Source organism: Paenibacillus xylanexedens (assembly GCF_007676705.1).
Taxonomy (GTDB): Bacteria; Bacillota; Bacilli; order Paenibacillales; family Paenibacillaceae; genus Paenibacillus; species Paenibacillus xylanexedens_C.
The window spans coordinates 678,481-703,928 of sequence record NZ_VEBF01000001.1 but is presented as its reverse complement, the minus strand read 5'-3'; the positions used below and the strand labels follow the sequence as shown (position 1 = coordinate 703,928).

26 protein-coding genes are annotated in these 25,448 nt (G+C 47.0%); 25 read left to right on the top strand and 1 reads right to left on the bottom strand.

From position 1 onward, the window contains the following. The first annotated feature begins 29 nt into the window (after positions 1-29). The 17 genes from FS628_RS03030 to FS628_RS02950 all read left to right on the top strand — a co-directional run bounded on the left by FS628_RS03030 (position 30) and on the right by FS628_RS02950 (position 17,746). Positions 30-1,286 carry a competence/damage-inducible protein A gene (locus FS628_RS03030; RefSeq protein ID WP_145318779.1) on the top strand — a complete coding sequence of 419 codons (1,257 nt, stop codon included), beginning with the start codon at positions 30-32 and terminating at the stop codon, positions 1,284-1,286. 243 nt (positions 1,287-1,529) lie between these two features. After that, positions 1,530-2,594: a recombinase RecA gene (gene recA / locus FS628_RS03025; RefSeq protein WP_062833851.1), complete on the top strand. Its 1,065-nt coding sequence runs from the start codon at positions 1,530-1,532 to the stop codon at positions 2,592-2,594. 278 nt (positions 2,595-2,872) lie between these two features. Then, complete coding sequence (locus FS628_RS03020; RefSeq protein WP_145318777.1) at positions 2,873-3,610, top strand: regulatory protein RecX; 738 nt, start codon at positions 2,873-2,875, stop codon at positions 3,608-3,610. A 311-nt stretch (positions 3,611-3,921) separates the two neighbouring features. Next, positions 3,922-5,463: a ribonuclease Y gene (gene rny / locus FS628_RS03015; protein WP_036670418.1), complete on the top strand. Its 1,542-nt coding sequence runs from the start codon at positions 3,922-3,924 to the stop codon at positions 5,461-5,463. Between the two features lie 163 nt (positions 5,464-5,626). After that, the gene (locus FS628_RS03010) at positions 5,627-6,421 is read left to right on the top strand and encodes a TIGR00282 family metallophosphoesterase (RefSeq protein WP_062833853.1); all 795 of its coding nucleotides are present in this window, start codon (positions 5,627-5,629) and stop codon (positions 6,419-6,421) included. A 117-nt stretch (positions 6,422-6,538) separates the two neighbouring features. Beyond that, positions 6,539-6,799: a stage V sporulation protein S gene (locus FS628_RS03005; RefSeq protein ID WP_007430104.1), complete on the top strand. Its 261-nt coding sequence runs from the start codon at positions 6,539-6,541 to the stop codon at positions 6,797-6,799. A gap of 86 nt (positions 6,800-6,885) precedes the next feature. Then, entirely contained in the window at positions 6,886-7,887 is a 1,002-nt protein-coding gene (locus tag FS628_RS03000; protein ID WP_440131238.1) for a dipeptidase, read from the top strand. A gap of 194 nt (positions 7,888-8,081) precedes the next feature. Then, positions 8,082-8,654: a phosphate propanoyltransferase gene (gene pduL, locus FS628_RS02995; protein WP_053783855.1), complete on the top strand. Its 573-nt coding sequence runs from the start codon at positions 8,082-8,084 to the stop codon at positions 8,652-8,654. Between the two features lie 313 nt (positions 8,655-8,967). Continuing rightward, positions 8,968-10,524, top strand: coding sequence for a tRNA (N6-isopentenyl adenosine(37)-C2)-methylthiotransferase MiaB (gene miaB / locus FS628_RS02990; protein WP_145318775.1), 1,557 nt, complete (start codon positions 8,968-8,970; stop codon positions 10,522-10,524). Positions 10,525-10,826: 302 nt separating this feature from the next. Next, complete coding sequence (locus FS628_RS02985; protein ID WP_272907590.1) at positions 10,827-11,240, top strand: RicAFT regulatory complex protein RicA family protein; 414 nt, start codon at positions 10,827-10,829, stop codon at positions 11,238-11,240. A gap of 211 nt (positions 11,241-11,451) precedes the next feature. Then, on the top strand, positions 11,452-11,856 hold the full coding sequence (locus FS628_RS02980; protein WP_145318772.1) for a PaaI family thioesterase: 405 nt from the start codon (positions 11,452-11,454) through the stop codon (positions 11,854-11,856). A gap of 78 nt (positions 11,857-11,934) precedes the next feature. Next, positions 11,935-12,738: an NUDIX hydrolase gene (locus tag FS628_RS02975; protein WP_145318769.1), complete on the top strand. Its 804-nt coding sequence runs from the start codon at positions 11,935-11,937 to the stop codon at positions 12,736-12,738. Positions 12,739-12,805: 67 nt separating this feature from the next. After that, a complete protein-coding gene (locus tag FS628_RS02970) occupies positions 12,806-13,363 on the top strand; it encodes a cysteine hydrolase family protein (protein WP_145318767.1) in 558 nt (185 codons plus the stop codon). A 194-nt stretch (positions 13,364-13,557) separates the two neighbouring features. Continuing rightward, the gene (locus FS628_RS02965) at positions 13,558-15,012 is read left to right on the top strand and encodes a nicotinate phosphoribosyltransferase (protein WP_145318764.1); all 1,455 of its coding nucleotides are present in this window, start codon (positions 13,558-13,560) and stop codon (positions 15,010-15,012) included. Between the two features lie 329 nt (positions 15,013-15,341). Then, positions 15,342-15,986 (top strand): hypothetical protein, encoded by a 645-nt coding sequence (locus FS628_RS02960; protein WP_145318761.1) that lies wholly within the window; start codon positions 15,342-15,344, stop codon positions 15,984-15,986. A gap of 111 nt (positions 15,987-16,097) precedes the next feature. Next, positions 16,098-17,117 (top strand): oxidoreductase, encoded by a 1,020-nt coding sequence (locus FS628_RS02955; RefSeq protein ID WP_145318758.1) that lies wholly within the window; start codon positions 16,098-16,100, stop codon positions 17,115-17,117. Positions 17,118-17,191: 74 nt separating this feature from the next. Next, complete coding sequence (locus FS628_RS02950) at positions 17,192-17,746, top strand: hypothetical protein (RefSeq protein ID WP_145318755.1); 555 nt, start codon at positions 17,192-17,194, stop codon at positions 17,744-17,746. A gap of 67 nt (positions 17,747-17,813) precedes the next feature. Here FS628_RS02950 and FS628_RS02945 read toward each other — a convergent pair whose 3' ends face one another. Further along, positions 17,814-18,332 carry a MogA/MoaB family molybdenum cofactor biosynthesis protein gene (locus FS628_RS02945; protein ID WP_145318752.1) on the bottom strand — a complete coding sequence of 173 codons (519 nt, stop codon included), beginning with the start codon at positions 18,330-18,332 and terminating at the stop codon, positions 17,814-17,816. Positions 18,333-18,502: 170 nt separating this feature from the next. On the opposite strand from FS628_RS02945, the gene FS628_RS02940 reads away from it, so the two are divergent. From FS628_RS02940 to FS628_RS02910, 8 genes are all read left to right on the top strand, one after another. Next, the gene (locus FS628_RS02940; protein WP_145318749.1) at positions 18,503-19,621 is read left to right on the top strand and encodes a CobW family GTP-binding protein; all 1,119 of its coding nucleotides are present in this window, start codon (positions 18,503-18,505) and stop codon (positions 19,619-19,621) included. Between the two features lie 73 nt (positions 19,622-19,694). Then, positions 19,695-20,030 carry a four-helix bundle copper-binding protein gene (locus tag FS628_RS02935; protein WP_145318746.1) on the top strand — a complete coding sequence of 112 codons (336 nt, stop codon included), beginning with the start codon at positions 19,695-19,697 and terminating at the stop codon, positions 20,028-20,030. Positions 20,031-20,153: 123 nt separating this feature from the next. Then, the gene (locus FS628_RS32545; protein WP_256704105.1) at positions 20,154-20,288 is read left to right on the top strand and encodes a hypothetical protein; all 135 of its coding nucleotides are present in this window, start codon (positions 20,154-20,156) and stop codon (positions 20,286-20,288) included. A gap of 278 nt (positions 20,289-20,566) precedes the next feature. Then, positions 20,567-22,297, top strand: coding sequence for an arginine--tRNA ligase (gene argS, locus FS628_RS02930; protein WP_145318743.1), 1,731 nt, complete (start codon positions 20,567-20,569; stop codon positions 22,295-22,297). Positions 22,298-22,302: 5 nt separating this feature from the next. Continuing rightward, positions 22,303-23,358, top strand: coding sequence for an ATP-binding cassette domain-containing protein (locus FS628_RS02925; RefSeq protein WP_186327704.1), 1,056 nt, complete (start codon positions 22,303-22,305; stop codon positions 23,356-23,358). Continuing rightward, positions 23,355-24,065, top strand: a complete 711-nt coding sequence (locus FS628_RS02920; protein WP_145318737.1) for a hypothetical protein — start codon at positions 23,355-23,357, stop codon at positions 24,063-24,065. The genes FS628_RS02925 and FS628_RS02920 overlap by 4 nt, the downstream gene beginning before the upstream one ends. 98 nt (positions 24,066-24,163) lie before the next feature. After that, a complete protein-coding gene (locus tag FS628_RS02915; RefSeq protein ID WP_145318734.1) occupies positions 24,164-24,709 on the top strand; it encodes a hypothetical protein in 546 nt (181 codons plus the stop codon). Beyond that, complete coding sequence (locus FS628_RS02910) at positions 24,706-25,332, top strand: YdcF family protein (RefSeq protein ID WP_145318731.1); 627 nt, start codon at positions 24,706-24,708, stop codon at positions 25,330-25,332. Before FS628_RS02915 ends, FS628_RS02910 begins: the two co-directional genes overlap by 4 nt. The last annotated feature ends 116 nt before the right edge of the window (positions 25,333-25,448 follow it).

The following is a 25,448-nucleotide window of genomic DNA, read 5'->3' as shown; positions in this document are numbered from 1 at the left end:
CACTCAACACGTGCACAGGAGGATACTTAATGAAGGCAGAAATCATTGCAGTTGGCACAGAGCTGCTGCTCGGACAAATCGTCAATACCAATGCCAGATACCTATCCCGTGAATTGGCTGCGATCGGGATCGATGTATATTTCCAAACGGTAGTTGGTGATAACCTGAATCGACTCAGTGAAGCTATTCGCATTGCGCAGGGCCGCGCAGATGTTATTTTATTTTCCGGCGGTATAGGGCCTACCCAAGATGATCTGACCAAGGATGCGCTGGCAGCCGTTCTTAACCGGAAACTGCATATAGATCGAATGGCCATGGACAAGATTGAGAGTTTTTTCAGAGATCGTAATGTGGACATGACAGAGAATAACCGACGTCAAGCGATCGTTATTGATGGTGGTACACCTCTTGCCAATGAAACCGGTCTAGCCGCAGGAAATGCGATTTCTGACAATGATAAATATTATATTGTGATGCCTGGGCCACCTAAAGAGTTGATTCCAATGTTTGAACAGGAAGTCAAGCCTTGGTTGTTCCAGCATGTACTTACAGAAGAAATGCCGATCTATTCCCGAATGCTTAAATTCGCAGGTATTGGTGAATCTGCTCTGGAAGATCGACTTCTGGATCTCATTGACGCGCAGACAGACCCTACGATTGCTCCTTATGCGAGTGAGGGAGAAGTTACAGTACGTGTCTCCACAAAGGCTGCAAGTGAGGGAGAGGCGATGCTGAAGCTGGATGCGATGGAGGCCCAGATTCGTGAGCGGTTGACCGAACATCTCTACGCGAACGAGGATGTGCCTATAGAGTACACAATTGTAACCATGATGTCTGACATGGGTCTGACGCTTAGCGCTGCTGAGAGCTGCACTGGAGGGCTTGTCATGCAAAGTCTGACATCTGTACCTGGAAGTGCATCGATGCTTAAGGGTGGAATTGTCTGTTACTCCAATGAGATTAAAGAAAAGCTGCTGAATGTGCCTCATGATTATCTGGAAGGTGAAGAGGCGCCAGGGGCGGTAAGTCCAGAGGTTGCAAAAGTGCTTGCTGAGCAGATCCGAATGATTGGCGATGCTGATTTTGGTCTGGCTGTTACTGGTGTAGCGGGACCGGGATATTCGGAACGCAAGCCACCCGGACTTGTCTTTATCGCTCTCGCTGAACGAGGAAAAGAAACCGAGATTCATGAGCTGCGCATCAATGGTAATCGCGAGACTGTTCGCATTCGCTCAGCCAAAGCAATTCTCTATCGCTTATGGCAAAAACTTGTGGCGATGGATTGATTAGTTAACAGTGTGGATTGCATTTAGAGTTCCAAGCAAGTATAATTAAGGAAGACGGAAGAACCGTAGAATTAGGCTTAACAGCCTTGTTTACGGTTCTTTTTTCTGTTTAATGGAAAGTTTCTTAGAGGAAGAGGCGCCTCGGCCTTTACAAAAAAAACGAATGTATGTTCGAAAAAAAGCTTGGCAAACGTGTTAAAACAAGGTATCATTATCTTATAAACAGTAAAGGGTGTGAGCTTATTGTCAGACCGTCGTGCCGCGCTTGATATGGCGCTCCGTCAAATAGAGAAGCAATTTGGTAAAGGATCCATCATGAAACTGGGTGAGTCCACTCATATGAACGTGGAAATTATTCCCAGTGGTTCCTTGGCTTTGGATATTGCATTAGGAACAGGCGGCTTGCCTAAAGGCCGTATTGTTGAAATATATGGACCTGAGTCTTCAGGTAAAACAACTGTCGCATTGCATGCGATTGCTGAAGTACAACGCGTTGGTGGACAAGCAGCATTTATCGATGCCGAGCATGCTCTTGATCCTCAATATGCAAGCAAATTGGGTGTTAACATTGATGAATTGCTTCTATCTCAGCCAGATACGGGTGAGCAAGGGCTGGAAATTGCAGAAGCTCTTGTGCGTAGTGGTGCAGTAGATATTGTCGTTATTGACTCTGTAGCTGCATTGGTTCCAAAAGCAGAGATTGAAGGCGAAATGGGTGATTCACACGTCGGTTTGCAGGCGCGTTTGATGTCCCAAGCGCTACGTAAATTGTCTGGTGCAATCAGCAAATCCAAAACAATCGCAATTTTCATTAACCAGCTTCGTGAGAAAGTCGGCGTTATGTTTGGTAACCCGGAAACAACACCTGGTGGTCGTGCCCTGAAGTTTTATTCCACGGTACGTCTGGATGTACGTCGTATTGAGAGTATCAAATCAGGAAATGACATGATTGGTAACCGTACTCGTATTAAAGTGGTGAAAAACAAAGTAGCACCTCCGTTCAAACAAGCGGAAGTGGATATCATGTACGGTGAGGGTATTTCGAGAGAAGGCAGTATCATTGATATTGGTACAGAGCTGGACATCGTTAACAAGAGTGGTGCATGGTACTCATACGAAGGCGAGCGTTTAGGACAAGGCCGTGAGAACGCGAAGCAGTTCATGAAAGAGCATAAGGACATTGCTGAAATCATTGAACAAAAAATTCGTGTAGCTAGCAACTTGACTACTGCAGTTCCTGCGCCAACTAGTGAAGAGCAACAAAAAGAAGCAGAAGAAGAACAAGAATTATTCGAAATCAACGAGTAATCTTCCTAAATCCTTCCTTGTAGGGAGGATCCAGAGGGCGCTGCCCTTTGAATTCCGTAAACCTGTCTGATTTGAGCTTGACTCGATTTGGATAAGGAATTGTGGTGGGAGTGTCTCGGTGTGCAACAGCCCCTGTCCCAATGGACAGGGGCTGTTGCACAATGACTGTGAGAGAAAAGGCCGGGCTGAGTTCCCGGCTTTTTGTATTAGCGCTCTCTATCTTCTGTGAATGTTAGCGTAAAGCTCAAACATAAAGAGTTATGAAAGGGGAGACCTGAATGGATCAACATGACGAGGATTTATATGAAGAAGCAGAAGGGGATGGCCTTTCCCAGTTTCCGGACAACGAAGAACTAACCATTACACGGGTAGAACGAACGAAGAGCAGACAAGCTCGTTATCGCATCACTTTTGGAATACACTCCATTACGGTCCTTGAAGACGTGATGATTAAATACAGGATGACGCAGGGCAACACCTTTATGAAGAAGGATCTGGAAGAAATCATCGTAGCTGACGAGCGACAACGGACCTATGCACAATCTCTGCGTTTTTTGGAGCATAAACCTCGTACACGGCATGAGTTAAGTCAGAAACTTCGTCAGAAGGAGTTTGCTGCACCATTGATTGAAGAGGCACTGGATCGGCTTGAGCGTGAGAACCTGGTAGATGACGATCTATTTGCGAAGGAATGGACAAGACAGCGTATGGAGGGCAAGCGGAAGGGAAAACTGTGGATAAGGCAAGAGCTGCGTCAAAAGGGCATTGCCAATGATCTCATTATTGAGGCACTCGAAGGTATCAGTACAGATGCGGAATTTGAGACTGCTCTGAGCGCCGGACGCAAAAAGTGGAATCAGGTCAAAGGAGACGTCAAAGAGAAGAAACATAAAACGCTTCCCTTCCTAATGAGACGTGGTTTTTCAATGGATATGGTGCGCCGTGTCGTGAATTGTTTAATTGAAGAAGATGAGGCTGGAGACCCTGAAGATGACGAGGCGTTGTTATGGGATTAGCAGACTGGAGTCTCTATACTGCATTCTCTTGACAATTTCTTTCGTCAAATACTAAAATGGACATGAGTCTGTAAGAAATGGACAACCCTTTTTCCTTCCAAAAAAGCGGTTTCGGTTTCTTAAGATTTATACCATTCTTAATTATGGGTTCGCTGGAAACAGTGAATAGTACATGGAGACATGTACATGTGAAATGAAAATCGGCGGGGGATCGCCGTGAGTATTCGTTATTCCCAAACATATGTAAGGTTTTGAAAACTGCAAATTGACCCAAGGAATGCCTTGGAGGAACCAACGAGGAGGTGAACAGTATGGAAATTGCAATCACGATCGCTCTCGTTGCAGCCGCGCTATTCATTGGGTTCGGAGTAGGATATTTTATTCGCAAATCTCTTGCAGAGGCTAAAATCTCTAGTGCGGAACAAGCTGCCGTACAAATCGTGGAGAACGCGAAGAAAGAGGCAGAAGCACTGAAGAAAGAAACGGTGCTGGAAGCGAAGGATGAAATTCATCGCATTCGCGCCGAAGCTGAAAAAGACACTCGTGAACGTCGGAATGAAATTCAACGACAAGAAAGACGATTGTTGCAAAAAGAAGAGTCGCTGGATAAAAAATTGGAATCACTCGAACGTAAAGAAGAGCAAGTGGCTAACAAAGAGAAACGAATTGATGAGACACAGCAGCAGATCGAAATGATCTACAAAAACCAGGTGACGGAACTGGAACGTATATCCAACCTCACTATGGAAGACGCACGCAGTATCATACTGTCCAACGTAGAACAGGAAGTTCGTCATGAGACGGCTCAAATGATCAAGGACATTGAACAACAGGCGAAGGAAGAAGCGGACAAAAAGTCCCGCGAGATTATTACGCTCGCTATCCAACGTTGTGCGGCTGACCACGTAGCGGAAACAACGGTATCTGTTGTTACCCTGCCAAATGAAGAAATGAAAGGCCGGATTATCGGTCGTGAAGGACGTAACATCCGTGCGCTTGAAACCCTTACAGGGATTGACCTCATTATCGATGATACGCCAGAAGCTGTTATTCTGTCGGGCTTTGACCCGATTCGCCGTGAAATCGCCCGTACTGCCCTGGAGAAACTGGTGGCTGATGGACGTATTCACCCGGCACGGATTGAAGAGATGGTTGAGAAATCCCGCAAAGAAGTGGATGAGCGCATCCGTGAATACGGTGAGCAAGCTACCTTTGAAGTGGGCGTGCATGGTCTGCATCCGGATCTGATCAAAATCCTGGGCCGGTTGAAGTTCCGTACAAGTTACGGTCAAAACGTCTTGAAACATTCCATGGAAGTCGCTTATCTGGCTGGACTGATGGCTGGCGAACTCGGAGAAGACGTAACTCTGGCAAGACGTGCAGGTCTATTGCATGACATCGGTAAAGCGCTGGATCACGAAGTGGAAGGATCACACGTCGAAATTGGCGTGGAACTGGCGAAGAAATACAAAGAACATCCGGTTGTAATCAACAGTATCGCGTCCCATCACGGAGATTGCGAAGCGACTTCGGTCATTGCCATGTTGGTTGGCGCAGCAGATGCGCTCTCCGCAGCAAGACCAGGCGCACGCCGCGAAACGCTGGAAACGTATATCAAACGACTGGAGAAGCTGGAAGAGATTTCGGAATCCTTCGAAGGTGTCGAGAAATCGTACGCCATTCAGGCCGGACGCGAAGTTCGCGTTATGGTACAGCCTGAGAAGATCGATGATGCTGAAGCCTTCCGCCTAGCCCGTGACATCACGAAGATGATTGAGAATGAACTCGACTATCCGGGTCACATCAAAGTCACCGTCATCCGGGAAACCCGTGCGGTTGAATACGCAAAATAGAGCATTACGGAAAAGTGGCCGCAGTAGTGGGCCACTTTTCCTGTTGATAGCCTGTTATAAGGTTATTTAGTAAAACAACACATCATGAAGCATGAGATAGAGTCCTGCAAGGTTCAACGTTTGAAGTAAAGGGGATTTGCAGGGATTGAGGAGGCAGTAATCAATGAAAGTTTTGTTTATTGGTGACATAGTGGGCAATGTGGGACGTAAGGCATTAAAGGAAAATTTACCGTACCTGAAATCGAAGTATAAGCCGCATGTGGTGATTGTTAATGGTGAAAATGCAGCGGCAGGTCGCGGCATTACAGGTGCGATCGCGAATGAGTTTTTCAACTGGGGTGTACATGGCATTACACTTGGTAATCATACCTGGGACAATAAGGATATTTTTGATTTTATAGATGATGAACCGCGCATGATTCGACCAGCGAACTTTCCACCAGGCACACCAGGACGAGGATATACGGTTGTCAAAGGTGAAGGCAAGGAGCTGGCCATTGTCAATCTGCAAGGAAGAACGTTCCTGCCTGCCCTGGATTGTCCATTCCGTGTAGCTGATGAGATCGTAGATGAGCTACGCCAGGACTACAAATGTATTCTAGTCGATATGCACGCTGAAGCGACTTCAGAGAAGATTGCCATGGGATGGCATCTGGATGGGCGTGCATCGCTCGTTGTAGGTACACATACGCATGTACAGAGTAATGATGATCGGATTTTGCCTGGAGGAACGGCTTACTTAACGGATGCGGGCATGGTAGGGCCGCGTGACGGCATATTGGGCATGGAGCGTGAAGCCGTGTTGCGCAAGTTCTACACCCAGCTGCCTGTGCGATTTGTTGTTGATGATGGCAAATGGCATTTTCATGGTGTCTTAGTAGAGATTGATGAAGCCACAGGCGCGGCAACACGCATCGAAAAAATTCGTCTAATGGAAGACGAGTGGCGCATGGAATAGGGGTATTGTCCCATTTTGCAGGGAAACCCGTCTAAAAAGAAGGAATTTTTTTGCCTCCCGCGAATAACATCTAGTAAGTGGAAACAAACTTTCAACATTCCCAGGGAGGTACTTACCATGGATGTATTAAAAGTTTCAGCAAAGTCCAATCCTAATTCTGTAGCCGGCGCTCTTGCAGGGGTTCTTCGTGAACGTGGAAATGCTGAACTGCAGGCAATTGGAGCGGGAGCACTGAACCAAGCCATTAAAGCGGTAGCGATAGCCCGGGGATTTGTAGCACCAAGCGGAGTTGACCTGATTTGTATTCCAGCTTTTACAGACATTGTGATCGACGGCGAGGACCGAACGGCCATTAAGCTGATTGTGGAGCCCAGATAATACATGCAGTATGCATTGAACCTGTTTACGATGTAGACAGGTTTTTTTGCGTTTTTTTGCAGCGAATCATAGAAGGAGGGTTAACGATGTCCATGTCTGATTGGCGTATAGCCGATTTTCACTGTGATGCACTGAGCAAAATCTTGATGCAGCAGACACTTTCATTCGAAGATGCTCCACAACTGGATGTGAATGTGCAACGTTTGAAAGAGGGTAATGTAGGGTTGCAGGCATTCGCCATTTATTTACCCGAAGTACTAGGCAGAGGCAAGTTTGAACATGTGATGGGGCAGTTGGATATTTACCGTAAGCGTGTAGAGAGAAGTCAGGAGCGGCCTGGCGGCACACAGACGTTGTTGTGGCGTGAACAGGTGGCTCAGGTGGGGCAAACAGAGGTTCCGTGGGGATTAATTACACTGGAGGGTGTGGATGGTCTGGAGGGCAACCTGTTCTATCTGGAGTTATGTTATCAGATGGGTGTTCGAATTGTTGGACTTACCTGGAACTATGCCAATTGGGCAGCTGATGGAATCATGGAGAAGCGTGGAGCGGGTCTGACCGAGAAAGGAAAAGAACTGGTGCACCTGTGTAATGAAGTCGGCATGCTGTTAGATGTGTCACATTTAACGGAGAAAGGTTTCTGGGAACTGGCTGACTTGAGCAAACGTCCTTTTATCGCATCTCATTCTAACAGTTATAGCGTATGTCCCCATGTACGTAATCTGAAAGATGATCAGATTCAGGCCATCATTGCCCGGCAAGGACGAATCGGACTGACGTTTGTCCCTTGGTTTGTTAAACAGGAGGGGGAGGTTCGTATAGAGGACCTGCTGCCTCATATCGAGCAGATCTGTTCCCTCGGCGGGCAGCATCATCTGATGATGGGGTCCGATTTTGATGGAATTTCAACGTATATTCAGAGACTTGAACACTCAGGACACTATCCGAGGCTGACGGAAATCCTGCTCAAGCATTATGATGAACAACTGGTACGTGGCTGGTTGTGGGGGAATGCAATGAGTTATCTGGGGGAACACTTGCCAGAGGGCAATCCGAAGATGCAGAAGAAGGGGAATTCCATGAAATAGTGAACTGGTGTGTGCGTTGAAAGTTTTGAATTGAAACTTGTTTTCCAAATAAAGGAGAGGAATGATGGCGAAATAAGTGTATTTCATGAATTTTCACCACTTCGTTTTCATTTCACTCCAAAAAGGGGTATAATACCATTGGATTGTTAAGAGCCTGAGTACAGGCCATAGATAAACAAGGAGTGAAATTTACGATGAGTAAAACAGTACCTGTGGGCGTATCTGCCCGTCACATTCATGTATCCCAAGAGCACGTTGAAATTTTGTTTGGTAAAGGTTATGAACTGACTGAATTTAAACCTCTGTCTCAGCCTGGCCAATATGCTGCTAACGAAACTGTAGCGGTTATTGGTTCGAAAGGACAGTTTGATAAAGTGCGTATCCTTGGACCTGTTCGCCCTGAAACGCAACTGGAGATCTCCATGACAGATTCATTTGCTATTGGTGTTAAAGCACCTGTACGTGAGTCCGGAAGCATTGAAGGTACACCGGGAATCACGATTAAAGGTCCTGCTGGCGAAGTTACGATTGATAAAGGTGTTATCGTTGCTGCTCGTCACATCCACTTCCACACTTCGGATGCTGCAAAATGGGGTATCGAGGACAAACAATTGCTGAAAGTTCGCCTGGGCGGAGATCGTGGTCTGGTACTGGAAAATGTACTGGCTCGTGTATCCGATTCTTTCGCACTGGACATGCATATTGATACAGATGAAGCAAACGCTGCTGGCGCTCGTAATGGCGACACTGCTGAAATCATCGACTAATAACATGAACAGCCTTCAGTCGCGAATTAGAGCGGCCTGATACCGTATAAACCTGAGCTCAGCCAACAAGGTCGGTTAATTCCAACCCTGATGGCAAGGCTCAGTTTTTTTTATTTGTTTCGGAGAGTTCTTCTGAGCCTTCTATGTTTCGGATTAGACGAAGGGACAGGCCGTTTGGATGTGGAACTACAGCCCAATTCATGCTATAATTTGCTGTAATGCTCTTTTGCTGTTCCAAGCAAGAAAATCACGTGGAACAGGGATGAATGAACGATTTTTTATTAATTGAGGCTGTAAGGAGTGACCGAAGGAAATGGCTAAAGACTCAAAAAAGGATTACTCCCAATATTTTGATTTCTCCGATGCCAAAGTAATTTCGCAAGATGAATTCAGCAAAAAGATAAGAATCCGGGGCCGTGAGATTAACATCAAGTCGGAACCCAATCATCGTCAGGAGAAACAGCGGGGCAAAGAAGACGTCCAGGTGCTTTACGAAAATGCCGTTCCCGATGAACTGAAAAACATAGGGAAAGGCAAACACTATATTGTATATACGTATGGATGTCAGATGAACGAGCATGACTCGGAGACCATCAAAGGACTGCTTGAGTCTATGGGATATCAGGCTACAGAGGATCGCAAAGAGGCTGATGTTATTCTGCTCAATACGTGTGCCATACGGGAAAATGCGGAAGATAAGGTGTTTGGTGAGCTTGGTCACCTGAAAACGCTAAAACTCGAACGTCCAGGATTATTACTTGGCGTATGCGGGTGTATGTCTCAGGAGGAAGGCGTCGTCAATCGAATCATGCAGAAGCATGGCTTTGTGGATATGATCTTCGGTACACATAATGTGCATCGGTTGCCACACCTGATTCAGGAAGCGCTGTTCAGCAAAGAAATGGTTGTTGAGGTGTGGTCCAAGGAAGGCGACATCATTGAGAACCTGCCGAAGAAACGTGAGGGGATGCGCGGCTGGGTGAACATTATGTATGGCTGCGACAAGTTCTGTACATATTGCATCGTTCCGTTCACACGTGGCAAAGAACGCAGCCGTCGCCCGGAAGATGTCATTGCGGAAGTAAGGGATTTGGCACGACAGGGCTTCAAAGAAATCACCCTGCTTGGTCAAAATGTGAATGCATACGGCAAGGACTTCACCGACCTAAACTACAGTTTTGGTGACTTGATGGATGCCATTCGCCAAATCGATATTCCGCGAGTACGCTTTACAACCAGTCACCCACGTGACTTTGATGATCGTTTGATAGAAGTGCTGGCGAAGGGCGGAAACCTGGTGGAGCATATCCATCTTCCGGTGCAATCTGGCAGTTCAGAAGTACTCAAACGTATGAGCCGCAAGTATAGCCGGGAACACTATCTGAAACTGGCTGACAAAATTAAAAAGGCCATCCCGGATGTTGTGTTGACAACGGATATTATTGTTGGTTTTCCGGGGGAAACGGAAGAACAGTTTGAAGATACCCTTTCCCTTGTCCGTGAAGTAGGGTATGATTTTGCCTATACCTTTATTTATTCCCCGCGTGAAGGTACGCCTGCTGCGGTGATGGAGGATAACGTACCGATGGAAGTGAAGAAGGAACGCTTGAAACGCTTGAATGAAACCATCAACGAATACAGCCACCGGAGCAATGAAGAGCAACGCGGCAAAGTCGTTGAAGTGCTCGTTGAAGGTGAGAGCAAGCGGAATTCCGAAGTTCTGGCAGGACGCACGCGCAGCAACAAACTGGTGCATTTTGAAGGACCCAAAGAATTGATCGGTACTTTCGTACAAGTGGAAATCACCGATCCGATGACTTTTTATATTCGGGGTAACCTGCTCTCTGAGCCGGTTGCTGCCAATCAGTAATACAAACCAATAAGATGAGAATTTTGGGGTTCAATATCAGGTTCGGACATTCGCGCAAGTAGCGGAGGGGACGGAATCGGTCTGTAGAAGCGAAGCGTTCGCCTTTTTCTCCGGATTTTAACCTTGAACAATTGTAATCAGAAAAATCCGGAGACAACAGCGATCAAAAGAACGATCCGTACCCGCAGCGGTCATGGAGCAGACGTTTGAACTCATTTGAGCCCAGGTTCTCATCTTATATCATCTCATAGAATGGAGCGATTTCAGTGGCGCAGGAAGAAGTGCAGTACAATCATTATGGAATGCCTACCTACGATACGCGCAATCTGGTCATACGCGACGACATTATGGGAAAAGCCAAAGAATTGGCTGATATGCTCGGAACGAGTGAGGAAGTTAGACAGTTTCAACAGGCTGAAACCAAAATTCGTGATCATGAGCGCATTCAACAGTTGATTGCAACCATCAAGAAGAAACAAAAAGAGATCGTTGCTTTTGAAAGCTTCAAAAATGTTGAGATGGTCAGCAAAATTGAACAGGAAATTGACGATCTGCAAAGCGAACTGGACAGTATTCCATTGGTTACGGAATTCCAGCAGAGCCAGAGCGATATCAACTACTTGCTTCAGCTTGTGATCTCTGTAATCCGAGATACGGTTTCCGAAAAAGTGAACGTGGAGGCTGGAACGGATTCACCTCCGACCAGTTGCGGTTAAATGACGGAAGGGTGCGGACGCAGTCCGCGCCTTTTTTGACATTACATTATTATCGTTAACATGGGGTGGCTATCGCCAGTACTCGGAATATACTTCCAAGCAAAGCTCCACACTGTGGGGTTATTTTGTGTGGTGCGACGTTTTTTTTAAATGATAAGGCACATGACATCAAGAGCTTGATACGTACAGTGCAATAAAGGAGAAATGAATAATGAGCATTTTGGACAAAATGGTAGAAGACGGAGATGGACGGTTCTGGGGATTTCTCGGCTGTCGTTATATAAAAGGGGACGGAAAAGAAGTGCAGATCGCGCTGACGGCAGGTGAACATCATACCAATTCCATGGGGATTATCCATGGGGGAGTATTGACTTCACTGATGGACCAGGCGATGGGAATGGTCGCCACAGCAGCAATGGAAGTAGACGGCTGTGTGACAACGAATCTGAATGTACATTTTCTCGCACCCATGAAACAAGGAGAATTGATGGTGACAGCTACGGTATTGCATCAGGCGGGACGTAGTGTTACGACTCATTCGGAAGTACGTGATGCATCGGGTACATTGGGATGCATGGCTACAGCGACATTCCGAATTGCACGTCCAAGAACGTAAAATAGGAATCCCGCAGTTGACAAAAGATATTATTATGTCATAATGAAATTATCAAAATGAAAATAGTCGGTGGTGCCCATGAACGAAAACTACGAACACTTCAATGCAGAGAGCGACGAACAAGCAGCACGTGCCTATAGTTCCAAGAAATATCGTACCCCAGATGGTGTTCCTGCGGATATCGTTATGTTCACCTTGACCAAGCGGGAGCGCAAGACGGTGACCAAGACACTTCCCATTCGGGAATTGAAAGTGATGCTGATTAAGCGTAAGGGCTGGCCTTTTGCAGGTAGATGGGCATTACCCGGTGGATTTTGTCAGGAGAATGAATCCATCTACGGTGCAGCAAAGCGTGAGCTGATGGAAGAGACAGGTGTAGACGGTGGACACCTAGAGTACTTGAATGTATACAGTCAGCCGGGTCGTGACCCGAGGGGCTGGATTATCTCTCATGCATTTTTCGCGCTTGTGGAAGAATGGATGCTGGATCAACGCCAAGCAGCAGATGATGCTGAGGATGTTGGATTGTTCACCATTCAGGAGGCGCTGCAAGAACTGGAACTGGCCTTTGATCACAGAACAATCATTGAAGATGCATATCGACGTATTCAACAGCAGATGCTGGAAACGACGATTGCTAGGCAATTCCTGCCACGGGACTTTACGTTAAGTGAATTATATCAGGTTATTCAAAGTGTTGTACCGGATTTTGAAGAACCAAACTTCATTCGTAAGATTACGTCTACCCGCAGTCGCAAAGGCATAGTGGAAGAAGTACGGGATGAAGAGGGTAACCTTGTGAGTTCTAATCAGTATTCACAGCGTCCGGCGCAGCTATATCGTTTTACAGAACTTGTACCACGGCTGTCGATCTATACGTAATAATGGTAGGTGTGTCAATCTGAACTGAATCAGGATCAAATCATTCTGGGCCAAGGGAGTGTTGACGATGAAAGCACTGATTGTCATTGATTTTACACAAGATTTTGTGACAGGTTCTCTACCTGTAGGCCAGCCAGCGGTTGAGATCGAAGAGACGATCGCAGCTGTAACGGAAGCTTATTGTAATCATAAACATGAAGTGATTATGGCTGTGGATCTGCACGAAGAGAATGATCCGTATCACCCGGAGACAGCCCTTTTCCCGCCTCATAACATCCGAAATACGGAAGGAAGGCAGTTATATGGTCGTCTTGCCCAAGTGATGGAAGAACGGAAAGCGGATATTCGGTGGATGGATAAGACAAGGTACAGCGCATTCTGTGGTACAGACCTGGAACTCAGACTGCGTGCACGTGGCATTACAGATATTGCACTCATTGGGGTATGCACGGACATTTGCGTACTGCATACTGCAGTGGATGCTTACAATAAAGGTTTTCATATTACGGTATATGAAGATGCCGTTGCCAGCTTCAATCCGGCAGGACATGAGTGGGCACTTGGACATTTTCGTTCCAGCCTTGGTGCTTCGGTAGTTAAGGCGAGCGAGACAGTCCTGGCTTAATTTACTCGACAATCATGTCTGTCTGACCTAATGTTAGGAACCGGATGAATGTGGTGAATGGTTATAGAGTTTGTACGGGAGACTTGTTTGTTAATACGGATGAACAGAATCATGAAGAATAAGTCTCCTTATGTTAGCCCGTGTCCACAGGTGAAATCTGCGGGCGCGAGCGGAAGTCAGAGAGGATGAGACAAATGCAGACAACTAGCCTGGCTTTACATACGGATAAATATCAGATCAATATGATGTACGCCCATTGGGTGAATGGTACACACAAACGGAAGGCAGTATTTGAAGCCTATTTCCGTAAGCTTCCATTTGGCAATGGATATGCGGTATTTGCCGGATTGGAACGGATTGTGAACTATATCAGTCAGCTTCGGTTCACGATGGACGACATCAAATTTTTATCCAAACAAGAGGAAAATTACGATCCGGTCTTTCTGGAAGAGTTGCTCCAGTTTTCATTTCAGGGGACAATTCATTCCATGAAGGAGGGTGCAATTGTTTTCCCTGACGAACCGCTCATTCGGGTAGAAGGCTCCATTATGGAGACACAATTGGTGGAGACGGCGATACTTAACTTCATGAATTACCAGACGTTGATTGCAACCAAGGCTTCGCGGATCAAACAGGTGGCACAGCAGGATACCTTACTCGAATTCGGTACACGGCGTGCACAGGAAGCGGATGCTGCTATCTGGGGCGCACGTGCCTCGTATGTGGCAGGCTTCCATGCAACGTCCAATATGCTGGCCGGAGAGCGCTTCGGAATCCCAACAGCAGGTACACATGCCCATTCTTGGGTCCAGAGCTTTATGAGCGAGCAGGAGGCGTTTGACGTGTATGCCAAAGTGTTGCCTGATCAGGTTACGCTGCTGGTCGATACCTTTGATACGTTGAACAGTGGGGTACCTCACGCGATCAAGACAGCCAAGAAGTTGGAGAGCCAGGGCAAAAAGATGAATGCCATTCGTCTCGACAGTGGTGACCTTGCGTACTTGTCGATTCAGGCACGTCAGATGCTGGATGAGGCTGGCTTGGATTATGTGAAAATTGTTGCATCCAATGATCTGGATGAGAATACGATTTTCAACCTGAAGGCTCAAGGAGCACGGATTGATACATGGGGTGTCGGTACACAGCTGATTACCGCTTCTGACCAACCATCTTTGGGTGGAGTATACAAATTGGTGGAGCGTGAAGTAGACGGTACTATGCTGCCTACGATCAAGATATCTGCCAATCCTGAAAAGGTGTCTACACCAGGTAAAAAAGAAGTGTTCCGGATTATTGATCCGAAGCATGGCAAAGCGATTGCAGATTATATCTGCTATCCAGGGGAAGAGCAGCCGCTACAAGGCGGACCGCTCAAGCTGTTCAACCCGCTACACCCTTATCTGAAAAAGACCGTTACCCGCTACGAAGCGGTAAATATGCTGGAGCCGATCTTTGTGAACGGACGCAAAGTGTATGACCTGCCTAATTTGGATGAGATTCGTGCGTATCATCGAGAGCAGATGGACCTTTTCTGGCCTGAATACCAGCGGAAACTCAACCCGGAGATCTACCGTGTGAACATCAGCCCAGCAGCTTGGAATATGAAGCAAAAGCTCATTGCGGAACATGTGAAATCGACAGAGGAATGATCCGCACATAAGATATACAGAGAGGCATAACCAGTTAGGAATACTGGCTTATGCCTTTTTGATATCTTGATAATCTGGACCAGGGATGTAAGAAATCTCATGGACAGACTGCCTAGGTAGCAGGCTATACTTGAATTTAGCTTGCTCAGCTTAAAGGGGAAATGCAGTCATTATTTCTCGGGAAAGCGCAGGAGACGCCAAATTCTGCATCTTTCGCAATTTTAAATTTGCTTCAACATATTAGGGTAGCTCCTTCAGTGCCGATTGAGTGTCCTGGTATTGTTTCAATACCATTGTCGCCGGGGATGAAAGTAAGAGGAGGTGCAGACATGAGATGGATATTAGGACTGGTTTGGGTCGCTTTTATAGCCTATGCATTGTTGTTGGCACCGGGACAATCACCTGGAAGTGACCCTATATTCAAAGAACTGATCACACTGCAAAGTAAAGAGCCTTGGTTACTTACTGTATTTTCGTGGTTAGGTATTTTCCCGGCAGTTTTTGCCTGTATGCTGTTAAGAACATCTGCAAAAGAGCGAAGTGGTGTACCTGCTTGGCCTTTTGTCATACTTTCTTTCGGACTGGGTGCTTTTGCCCTGCTTCCCTATTATGCATGGTCATCATCCGCGAATAGATCTTCGGGCTACGCAAGCTTGCATTTTGGTCGTCAGCGGGAGTCGGGTATTGGACGGGTAGCAGCACATAAGCTGACGCATGTAGTCCTTTTGCTGTTGACGCTGGGGACAGCATTCTATGCAGTGACGCAAGGTCATCCGGATGTATATATGGAAGCATTCAAGCAATCTTCATTTGTACATATCATGACGATTGATTTTGTTTTGCTGACCTTACTTTCCATGATTGCGATATACAGGGATGCTGTAGCAAGTCGACGTTCATCTGCTTGGGCTGCGGCAGGGATTATCCCCATTGTGGGCCCGCTAATCTATCTGTTGACGCTTAGGAGACACTGAGCTTGAACAGGAATTATTAAGAAATAATCAATAGGTAGCTGTTAAGCCTGAATGCGAACAATTCATGTGCTTAATGGAAAAATATAAAAGATTATTAAGGAGTGAAATATGATGAAAAATCATTTTAACGCATATGTAGTCCGCAAAGAAGACCAGGGGGGAGTAAAAGCAGCTATAGAGCAACTGAAGAAGGAAGATCTGCCGAATGGAGATGTAACGGTACAGGTGCAGTATTCCAGTGTCAATTATAAAGACGGGCTCGCTACCCTTGAGAAGGGTGGTGTAGTTCGTGAATACCCCATGGTACCTGGAATCGATCTGGCAGGAACGGTAGAGGAATCGGTAAGCGGACGTTTTGCACCGGGAGATCGGGTGATCAGTACAGGGTTTGAACCAGGCGTATCCCATTATGGGGGTTACAGCGAGTATGCTCGTCTACGCAGTGAATGGTTGGTACCTCTGCCACCGGGCCTCAGTGAAAAAGAAGCCATGGCGATTGGGACCGCAGGATTCACCGCTGCACTTTCAGTAGATGCGCTGTTCCAGGCTGGAGTTACACCGGAGATGGGCAAGGTTCTGGTTACGGGTGCAACGGGTGGCGTTGGCAGTATGGCAGTTGCAATCCTGGCGAAGCTGGGCTTCGAAGTAACAGCCAGCACAGGTAAGAAGGAGCAGGAAGAGAAATTGCTTCGAAACTTGGGGGCCTCAGAAGTTATTACTCGCGAAGAAGCCGATGCTCCAGCTAGAGGAGCTATGGGGAAACAGCTATGGGCGGGAGTTGTTGATCCGACAGGAGGCCCGGCACTCGCGGAGCGATTGAAACAGATCCAATACGGAGGCGCGGTTGCGGTATCCGGATTAACTGGAGGGACGGCTTTTGAATCCACGGTACTTCCGTTTATATTGCGTGGCATCCAGCTTATTGGCATAGACTCTGTATTTTGTCCAATGGAACGTCGGGAACGATTGTGGAAACTGCTCGGCGGAGAATGGAAACCAGAGCGTGCGCTGGAACTGGGAATACAGGAAATTTCTTTAGACCAATTGCCTCATACGCTGGAGACGATACTCCAAGGTGGTGCAGTAGGTCGTACCGTGGTCAATACGATATCAGATCTGCCAGCCGAATAAGATTCTTAGTCCTTAGACATGCTAATTCTACCTGAATGGGTCACAGTACGTGTGGCTGGAAAGGAAGGATTGGCATGTGGTTTGGTAGAAAGGTGCGAAGTCTGGTTGGAAGAACAATCAAGTCAGTACTTGGAAGTTGCGTGGTGATCACGAGTGCCTGGGCCCTGGTGGCTTGTTCGGCATCATCCATTGAGCAGGAGCGGAAGGTCTATACGCGCGAAGCGACGGATGAAGGAAATATACGTGCACAGAGTCAAGGACACGGATTAAACGGTGCATTGGCGAATGAGATGAGTAAGAGTTTTGAAGCAAAGGGCATCCAGCTGATGAATAACATGTCTGCCGATGACGGCCATGGTGGGATCTCTTATATGTATTTGTTGAATGGAAGTGGCAGACACATCGTGAAAGTCCATATTTTCAGTGATAAGGCTGCACGAGTTGCCGGCATGAAACAAATGTATAGTGAGCATAGTGATGAGGCTGTCTTGGAAAATGTGCTTGGCCGAACAACGATTCGCAGCAAAGATTACGTTTCGCTGGTCTATACGGCTTCCGGTGGCGAAAAGGATGAGTATGAGCAGGACGTTATGCAGGTGTTCCAACATGTGCTGGAGCAACTAAGGTAGTAGAGCGAGATACCTTGAGTACCTTGCCGTATAGCTGAAAATAAACCCGAAAAACCCGTCTGATTCTTCAGACGGGTTTATATATTTCACGCATGACATGTCGCAGTTCAGGCAAAATGAGTTTTTCCATGGCCAATTTGACAGCTCCTTTGGAGCCCGGCATGGAGAACACAGCTGTTCGTCCAATCGTTCCAGCGACGGCTCTGCTCAGGATGGCAGCGGAACCGATATCTTCGGTGTAACTGAGAAAACGGAAGATCTCACCAAAGCCCGGAAGTTCTTTGTCGAGCAGTGAAGACACCGCTTCGTAGGTTGTATCTCGGGGTGCAATCCCTGTTCCGCCGCTAAGCAGCACGGCTTCGATATCATCTCGAACGGCTGCATCTTGCAGGATGCTTCGAATGTTCTCCGTTTCATCTGGTGTGATGATGTATTCAACAATCTGATAACCGGCTTCATTCAGAAGCTGCTGCATGAGCTGGCCACTGGTGTCAGTGTCTTTGGTGCGTGTGTCCGACACCGTAACAATCATGCACGATACCGTGTCAGGGGCTTCCTGGCGATGTTGTTCCACTGAATTAGTCATGAAACTTCCTCCTTCAATCAACATGTCCTCATAGCATAGACCATCCGTAAGAATCAGGCAATGTACTGGGGAAGAGTTGAACGTTATTGCACAACGGATGCGGGATGGTGTACACTCGCTAGATATAGATAGATCAGGTTACAAGAGGACAATCAGAGAGGTGTTTAAGGATGAACGAAACGATTTCAAAAGAAAAATCCATACCTGTATATATACTGTCAGGCTTTTTGGGAAGTGGCAAAACAACACTGCTTGTTCAGTTGATCGAACATTGGCAACAGCAGGGTTTGCGTCCCGCAGTGGTCATGAATGAGTTAGGTGAAGTCAATCTGGATGGTCAGATTGTGGATTCTACCGTTCCGATGACGGAGATGTTAGGGGGCTGCATCTGTTGTACCGTACGTGGCGACTTGGGATTGCAACTTGCTGAGCTCGTTCAAGAGGAATCCCCCGATGTGATCATCATTGAAGCCACCGGTGCCGCGAACCCAATGGAGATTTTGGATGCAGTCACAGAGACTTCACTCTACATGCGATTGGAACTAAAAAGTCTCATTACCGTTGTGGATGCAGCACATCTATCTGGTCTGTATCAGGAGCAGAAGGGGCAGACCTTCAAACTGATGCAGGAGCAGATTCGTTGTGCGTCTGTGCTTCTCTTAAACAAAACAGATCGGGTGAATGCACAGGAACTGAAGGATCTGGAACAGCTTTTGGCAAAATGGAATGGCTTCGCACCTGTAATTCCTACGGTTAAATGTGAGGTGGAGATGGATCTGTTGCTTCGCAGCGGTGCAGACGTGCACGTGCGTGATTCAGCTTCTGAAGCAGGTAAGCCGGCTCACCAAGAGCCTCATGTGCATACGGAAGCCTGTGGTACACATGGATGCAATCATGAACATGAACATACACATCATACAGTCCAAGGCGATGCTACGAATACTGATGTTTCCCATAGCCATGACCATGATCACGTGCATGAGCAATCCACTCCTCACGCATCACACGAACATGTCATGGTGTATACGCATTATTTCAGTCATCCGGTGAACAGTGAAGCATTTGAACAATTTGTATCTGCTTTGCCGCGAGATGTGTATCGAGCGAAAGGCATTTTATCGTTTAGTGACACGGCGAGCCGCTTCTGGTTCCAGTATGCTTACCGTGAATCGGATTATATGAAGATCACACCTCAAGGAGATGTCCCTAATGTTGCTGTGTTTATAGGTGAACATTTTGACCAAACTGTCATTCGTGACCAATTACTGGAATTGGAAGCGATAAAGTAGGTTAGATGATTCAATATTCCTCCGAACTGGGTATTAAGAAGCATAGCAAACTTTGCCTGGGAGGTAACTTTAAATGACACAACAACAATATCAACAATGTATCGATGCTTGCCTGGAGTGCATGAATGCTTGCAACGTATGTTACATATCGAGTCTGAAAGAATATGATCTGGCGATGCTCCGTGATTGCATTCGTTTGAATCGGGAATGTGCGGAGATCTGCAGCTTTGCTGCACAAGCCATGACACGTGGAAGTGATTTCATTGCCGAAATATGCGAATTGTGTGTGAAAGCTTGTGAAGCTTGTGCCGCAGAGTGTGGCAAACACCAGCATGATCACTGCCAAGCATGTGCAGAGGCTTGCCGCAGTTGTGCAGAAGCTTGCCGTTTGATGGCAGCAGTGGCGTAAATATTATTTCTCTGGAATATATATAATTAGAACCGATAATAATCCTGATCCCCTAAGGAAGGCAGTGAACACAGGCATCTGAGACGATGTACCTATGTGTTGCCATTCAATAGGGGATTTTTAATGCAGGTTGCCAAGTCTGATCGTGGTATGTATAATGATGGCAATGAATTGAAACGAAGAATATCTATGATCGGGAGAGTAGCCAGATCCATACATGACAGCGAGCCGGGAGAGGTGGAAGCCGGTATGACATGACCTGAGTGAAACGCACCCGTGAGATGGTTATCCGAAAAGATGTATGCATCCTGATCGTGGGTGTACTATATCTGTCTGAGGGTAATTCGGCTTGCGACCGTTATACGCATCGAGCGGAGCAGATTCTACTGGCATGCATGTTGATGCACATCAGGAGTAACTGTTCACTTAGAGTGGTACCGCGGGAACTGTTAAGTCAGCTCTCGTCTCTTATTTAGAGACGAGAGCTTTTTTGTGTTTATTTTCAGCCAATATTGAATTGATAAGGAGTGTTCGACATGTTGATGAAGCAGGCTGCGGCCTATATTGCTCCCTTAACCGGATTGAATGAAGAAGTGGTTCTGAGATTACTGGAAGTCCCACCACAGGCGGAGATGGGAGACGCAGCATTCCCTTGTTTTGCATTGGCGAAGTCATTGAAGAAAGCACCGGCAGTCATTGCTACCGAGCTCGCAACTGGATTGCAGACAGCAGGACTTGAAGCGACTCCCGCCGGGCCGTATGTAAATATCCGTTTCAATCGGGAGGAGCTTGCGCCGAATCTGCTGAAAGAACTGGGGGATGCCGCATTCGGTAAGCTTCAGATTGGCGAAGGCTCACGTGTTGTAATTGATATGTCTTCCCCTAACATCGCAAAACCCTTCGGAATCGGACATCTACGTTCTACTGTAATCGGTGCAGCACTGTATCGGTTGTATAACGAAGCGGGTTATACCTCTGTAAGTGTGAATCATCTGGGAGACTGGGGAACCCAGTTCGGCAAGCAGATCGCAGCGTACAAACGGTGGGGCAATGATGCAGCGTTACAGGCAGACCCGATCCGTACGTCCCTGGAACTGTATGTGCGCTTCCACGATGAGGCGGAGAACGATCCTTCACTGGAGATTGAGGCACGGGAGTGGTTCCGCAAGCTGGAGCAAGGGGATGAGGAAGCACAGCGGTTATGGGCGTTCTTTGTGGATGTGAGCATGAAGGAATTCAACCGGATGTATGAACGTCTGAACGTACAATTTGACCATACGCTGGGGGAAAGTTTTTACAATGACAAGATGGGCGCGGTGGTTGAAGAACTCAAGGCGAAAGGCTTACTGGAAGAAAGTGATGGAGCACTCGTGGTTCGGCTGGAGGATGAGAACATGCCCCCGTGCCTGATTATCAAAAAAGACGGCACAACGATCTACCCTACACGTGATTTGGCTACAGCGGTCTATCGTCATGAGGTGATGAACGCAGATCGGTTGTTATACGTGGTCGGAGGTGAGCAGAAGCTTCATTTCCGTCAGGTATTTGCGGTCTTAGCACGGATGGGGCATGAATGGTCTGCAAATTGTGAACATATTCCGTTTGGATTAATGCGTTTTGAGGGACGGAAAATGTCTACGCGTCGCGGTAAAGTCGTCTTTTTGCAGGAAGTATTGGATGAGGCAGTCGCTCGTGCACTGCAGATTATTCAGGAGAAAAACCCGAATCTGGAGAACCCTCAGAAGGTGGCTGAGGCGGTCGGTGTAGGTGCCATTATCTTCGGTGATCTGCGTAATAATCGGCTAAACGATGTAGACTTCTCCCTGGAGGATGCGGTGAGTTTTGAAGGGGAGACTGGACCATATGTGCAATACACCCATGCCCGGATTCAAAGTGTACTTGCCAAAGCTGAAGAGGCGAAACGTGTGGAAAATGAAAACCAATTACCTCAATCCAGCCTTGCGGAAGGTGAGAATGACACAGTAACCACTCCATCCCGTATCGGAGATACCTCATGGACATTGCTGAAGCTGCTCGGTGATTATCCCGAGTATTTGGTAAAAGCAATTCATCGGAACGAGCCTTCGGTCATTGCCAAATATACGATAGATGTCGCTCAAGCGTTCAACCGCTTCTATCACGCTGAACGGATTGCGGATGCGCCATCTGAGGTAAGATCCTTCCGAGTGACATTAGCTGAACGGACTGCCGAACGCCTCGCGTACAGTTTACATTTGCTAGGTGTGCAAGCTCCAGAACGGATGTGATCCCAGTGATATGGAGTACACGTGGACTTTTCAAGAAATCTGATCAAGCTATACCAGATTCATTAGGTCGAGGTTTGCAGCTTCAACAAGTGAGCAAAAGACTAGGTAATGCTCAAGTACTTGATCAAATTAATCTGGAAGTGAAGCAGGGAGAATGTGCTGTACTTGTTGGCAGAAACGGTTCTGGCAAAAGCACGTTACTCCGTATACTGGCGGGTATTTTGTTACCTGATACAGGATCGATTCAGCGCACGATGAAAGGTTCTGAGAGGTATGCAGTAGATGGCTTACCACGTTTACCTTTTACTTCAAGAGAGTACTTGTGGGACATGGGAAGGATTCGGGGCATTCGCCCCGAAATACTGCGTGGGCGGATTAGAGAACTTAGTGAACTTTTATATCTGGATACCGCGATCGATCAGAAGTTACCCTTATTATCGAAGGGCACACTGCAAAAAGTAAATTTGATTCAAGCTTTATTACCTGGGCCGGGTGGTCTTTTGCTGCTGGATGAACCGTTGTCAGGCTTGGATATTCCAGCTCAAGAGGCGATAGTATCTTTATTGGTGCAATGGAAGGTTGAAGGGACATCCATCGTTACAGCTTGCCATGAGCCATTGTTAATTGAACGTTTGGCAGACCAGGTGATTGTGCTAAAAAAAGGTAGCGTGCTTCGATACTGGAGTCGTGAGGATATATTACAAGTAGGCGAACCAGTTGTACATATTCAAAGTCTAACGGAGGCTGGTGAGGATCTCGCTAACGATCCATCCATTTTACAACAACCGGGGGTACTATCTTTAGTTCGTAATACGAGCTCGGGGAATTCCAATTCTTGGTTGTGGGGCTGGAAAGTGGTTCAACAATCAACAGATGATGTCCTCAGAATGATTCTGGCATCAGGCGGTTCAGTTGTGTCTGTACAACAGGAGGAAAGTCAATTACACATGGAAAGTTTGCTGGAAGGACAACATCCAGCTGCACATTCGAGTCATGGAGACGTCACAGAATCTGCGGACTTAGGCTTTTCCATGGACGCTATGGGGAGGAAGACACAATGATCTATCTAACCCGATATTTATTAAGGCATCACATTCGCTCACAGAAATATTTTGCACCGGTTATCTTTTATATCATCGCCATGCTGCTGATCTATTCCTACAAACCCAACCCAATTGCGGACAGTTACAGTGTCACGGCCATGCTGTTATTTCTGGCAGCTGCTTGGCTCGGAGTAATGGTGATGAATACCGAACCTGCAAAGCAGTATCAATTACTCGTCCTTCATGGAGGAAGCAGGCGTAAGGTTGTAACAAGCCAATTGATCTGTGCCTGGATAATGCAATTCATACTCACCGCAATCACTGTGCTATATCCCGTCTTCGCGGGAATGTTCGATAGACAGCCCACAGGCGAGGAGTGGATGATGACTTGGTGCGGACATCTGGGGCTATCGTTACTGGGTTTGGGCATCGGTGTATTCTTTCAAAAATCGTATATCCATTTACTTAGTCGTAGCATGCCTGCCCTCATTATTGTATTATTACTATCGTTTGTCCAAGGTTCCTTAAGTGAACGTCTGCCTGAATCGTTACAATGGCTTGGGCGCATTCTGCCACCAGCCTTTTATCTGGTTCGTGAGATGATGTTATTTGAAGATTCGAAGATGGGCGCCTTTGTTTCGGTTACGCTGTGGACTGTTCTCTATGCATTGGGGCTACTCGTCATCCATGTATGGCTGTCCGGAAGAAGAGATCTACGGAGTTAGAAGCCGCGCTTCCCGATAACTTGAATGTTGCTCTTGGTTTGGTTAGGATAGAGGGACATGAATGGATAACATTGTACGGTTGAAGGGGGCGCTCGCATATGCAAAATACAGACATCCAGAATGGTGACATGCTGGACAGCGAACACTCCAGGGAATTGTTTGCATATTACGGATTGGCAGTGTACTACGGGCAGGCGCTTGAACAGCAGCTGGTCAATCTGATTTTATTAATGAAATTGTCTCAGGGCAAGGCTGTGTCTGAAGAGGATCTGGAAGATCTGTACGAGCGAAAAATGAGCAGTTCACTAGGACAACTCATTCACGAAGTGCGCCATCATTTTACATTCTCCGAGGAAGAAACTCTTCAATTGAATGAATTGTGGCAGCAACGTAACCGTATCGTACATCATTACTTCAAGGAACGAATCCATGAGACATTCAGTCTGGAAGGACGATCACGCATGATTAAGGAATTGGAGGATTTCAAAGACCGTGCTCAGGAGCTGGAGATCAGTCTTCAGCAATATACGGGTGCCTGGATTGCAGAGCTTGGTTTGGATGCCGAATCGGCAGCAGCCCTGCAAACGCTGGAGCGTATGCATGCCGAGAGCATGCAATCACGGGCTTTGGAAGAGGATGAATGAGCAGCAAACGCAAAACGAAACGCTGGATTATAATTATGGCTCTGGCCGTAGTATTGGTAGGAATTTTATGGACTGTGGTTACGGCAGTACGTATATCAGCCTATACGAATGAGGACTCATCCAGGATATCGGATGCAGCGATCATTCTGGGCGCAGCCGTGGCGGGGGATAACCCTTCACCTGTATTTCGTGAACGTATTGAACACGGGATTGAATTATACCGTCAAGGTACAGTTCGTAATCTGCTTTTTACAGGTGGGTCAGGTGATGATGGAGAACATACGGAGGCTGAAGTTGGTCAGAAGTATGCCATTGAACATGGAGTAGATCCAGCGGACATTCGCATAGAGACCGAATCCAGAATCACCGAGGAGAATCTGATCAATTCAATTCCAATAGGTGAACAGGCCGGTTACGAAACGTATACGATTGTGAGTGACCCTTTACATATGAAACGGGCCATGAAACTGGCTGCCGGACTGGGTATGGATGCTGTACCCTCCCCGACACGAACTACGGCGTATCAAACCTGGCGCAGCAAGTTTCCTTTTCTCGCAAGAGAGACCGTGATGTACATGGGATATACGATCAAAGGATGGATAGACAATCCGCAGCAGCCGTGAGGTTGCGGGTATCGGAACCTGGCTCCAGGCGAAAAAAACGATCTACACCGCAAACCCCTAAGGTAGCCATGTAGATCGTTTTTTGTGTTGCCTTTTGAGCGCGCATCATTTCTAAT

Coding starts and splice junctions, on each gene's coding strand:
- FS628_RS03030 (WP_145318779.1), top strand. CDS start 30: ATGAAGGCAGAAATCATTGCAGTTGGCACAGAGCTGCTGCTCGGACAA.
- FS628_RS03020 (WP_145318777.1), top strand. CDS start 2,873: ATGGATCAACATGACGAGGATTTATATGAAGAAGCAGAAGGGGATGGC.
- rny (WP_036670418.1), top strand. CDS start 3,922: ATGGAAATTGCAATCACGATCGCTCTCGTTGCAGCCGCGCTATTCATT.
- FS628_RS03010 (WP_062833853.1), top strand. CDS start 5,627: ATGAAAGTTTTGTTTATTGGTGACATAGTGGGCAATGTGGGACGTAAG.
- FS628_RS03005 (WP_007430104.1), top strand. CDS start 6,539: ATGGATGTATTAAAAGTTTCAGCAAAGTCCAATCCTAATTCTGTAGCC.
- FS628_RS03000 (WP_440131238.1), top strand. CDS start 6,886: ATGTCCATGTCTGATTGGCGTATAGCCGATTTTCACTGTGATGCACTG.
- pduL (WP_053783855.1), top strand. CDS start 8,082: ATGAGTAAAACAGTACCTGTGGGCGTATCTGCCCGTCACATTCATGTA.
- miaB (WP_145318775.1), top strand. CDS start 8,968: ATGGCTAAAGACTCAAAAAAGGATTACTCCCAATATTTTGATTTCTCC.
- FS628_RS02985 (WP_272907590.1), top strand. CDS start 10,827: ATGCCTACCTACGATACGCGCAATCTGGTCATACGCGACGACATTATG.
- FS628_RS02980 (WP_145318772.1), top strand. CDS start 11,452: ATGAGCATTTTGGACAAAATGGTAGAAGACGGAGATGGACGGTTCTGG.
- FS628_RS02975 (WP_145318769.1), top strand. CDS start 11,935: ATGAACGAAAACTACGAACACTTCAATGCAGAGAGCGACGAACAAGCA.
- FS628_RS02970 (WP_145318767.1), top strand. CDS start 12,806: ATGAAAGCACTGATTGTCATTGATTTTACACAAGATTTTGTGACAGGT.
- FS628_RS02965 (WP_145318764.1), top strand. CDS start 13,558: ATGCAGACAACTAGCCTGGCTTTACATACGGATAAATATCAGATCAAT.
- FS628_RS02960 (WP_145318761.1), top strand. CDS start 15,342: ATGAGATGGATATTAGGACTGGTTTGGGTCGCTTTTATAGCCTATGCA.
- FS628_RS02955 (WP_145318758.1), top strand. CDS start 16,098: ATGAAAAATCATTTTAACGCATATGTAGTCCGCAAAGAAGACCAGGGG.
- FS628_RS02950 (WP_145318755.1), top strand. CDS start 17,192: ATGTGGTTTGGTAGAAAGGTGCGAAGTCTGGTTGGAAGAACAATCAAG.
- FS628_RS02945 (WP_145318752.1), bottom strand. CDS start 18,332: ATGACTAATTCAGTGGAACAACATCGCCAGGAAGCCCCTGACACGGTA.
- FS628_RS02940 (WP_145318749.1), top strand. CDS start 18,503: ATGAACGAAACGATTTCAAAAGAAAAATCCATACCTGTATATATACTG.
- FS628_RS02935 (WP_145318746.1), top strand. CDS start 19,695: ATGACACAACAACAATATCAACAATGTATCGATGCTTGCCTGGAGTGC.
- FS628_RS32545 (WP_256704105.1), top strand. CDS start 20,154: ATGCAGGTTGCCAAGTCTGATCGTGGTATGTATAATGATGGCAATGAA.
- argS (WP_145318743.1), top strand. CDS start 20,567: ATGTTGATGAAGCAGGCTGCGGCCTATATTGCTCCCTTAACCGGATTG.
- FS628_RS02920 (WP_145318737.1), top strand. CDS start 23,355: ATGATCTATCTAACCCGATATTTATTAAGGCATCACATTCGCTCACAG.
- FS628_RS02915 (WP_145318734.1), top strand. CDS start 24,164: ATGCAAAATACAGACATCCAGAATGGTGACATGCTGGACAGCGAACAC.
- FS628_RS02910 (WP_145318731.1), top strand. CDS start 24,706: ATGAGCAGCAAACGCAAAACGAAACGCTGGATTATAATTATGGCTCTG.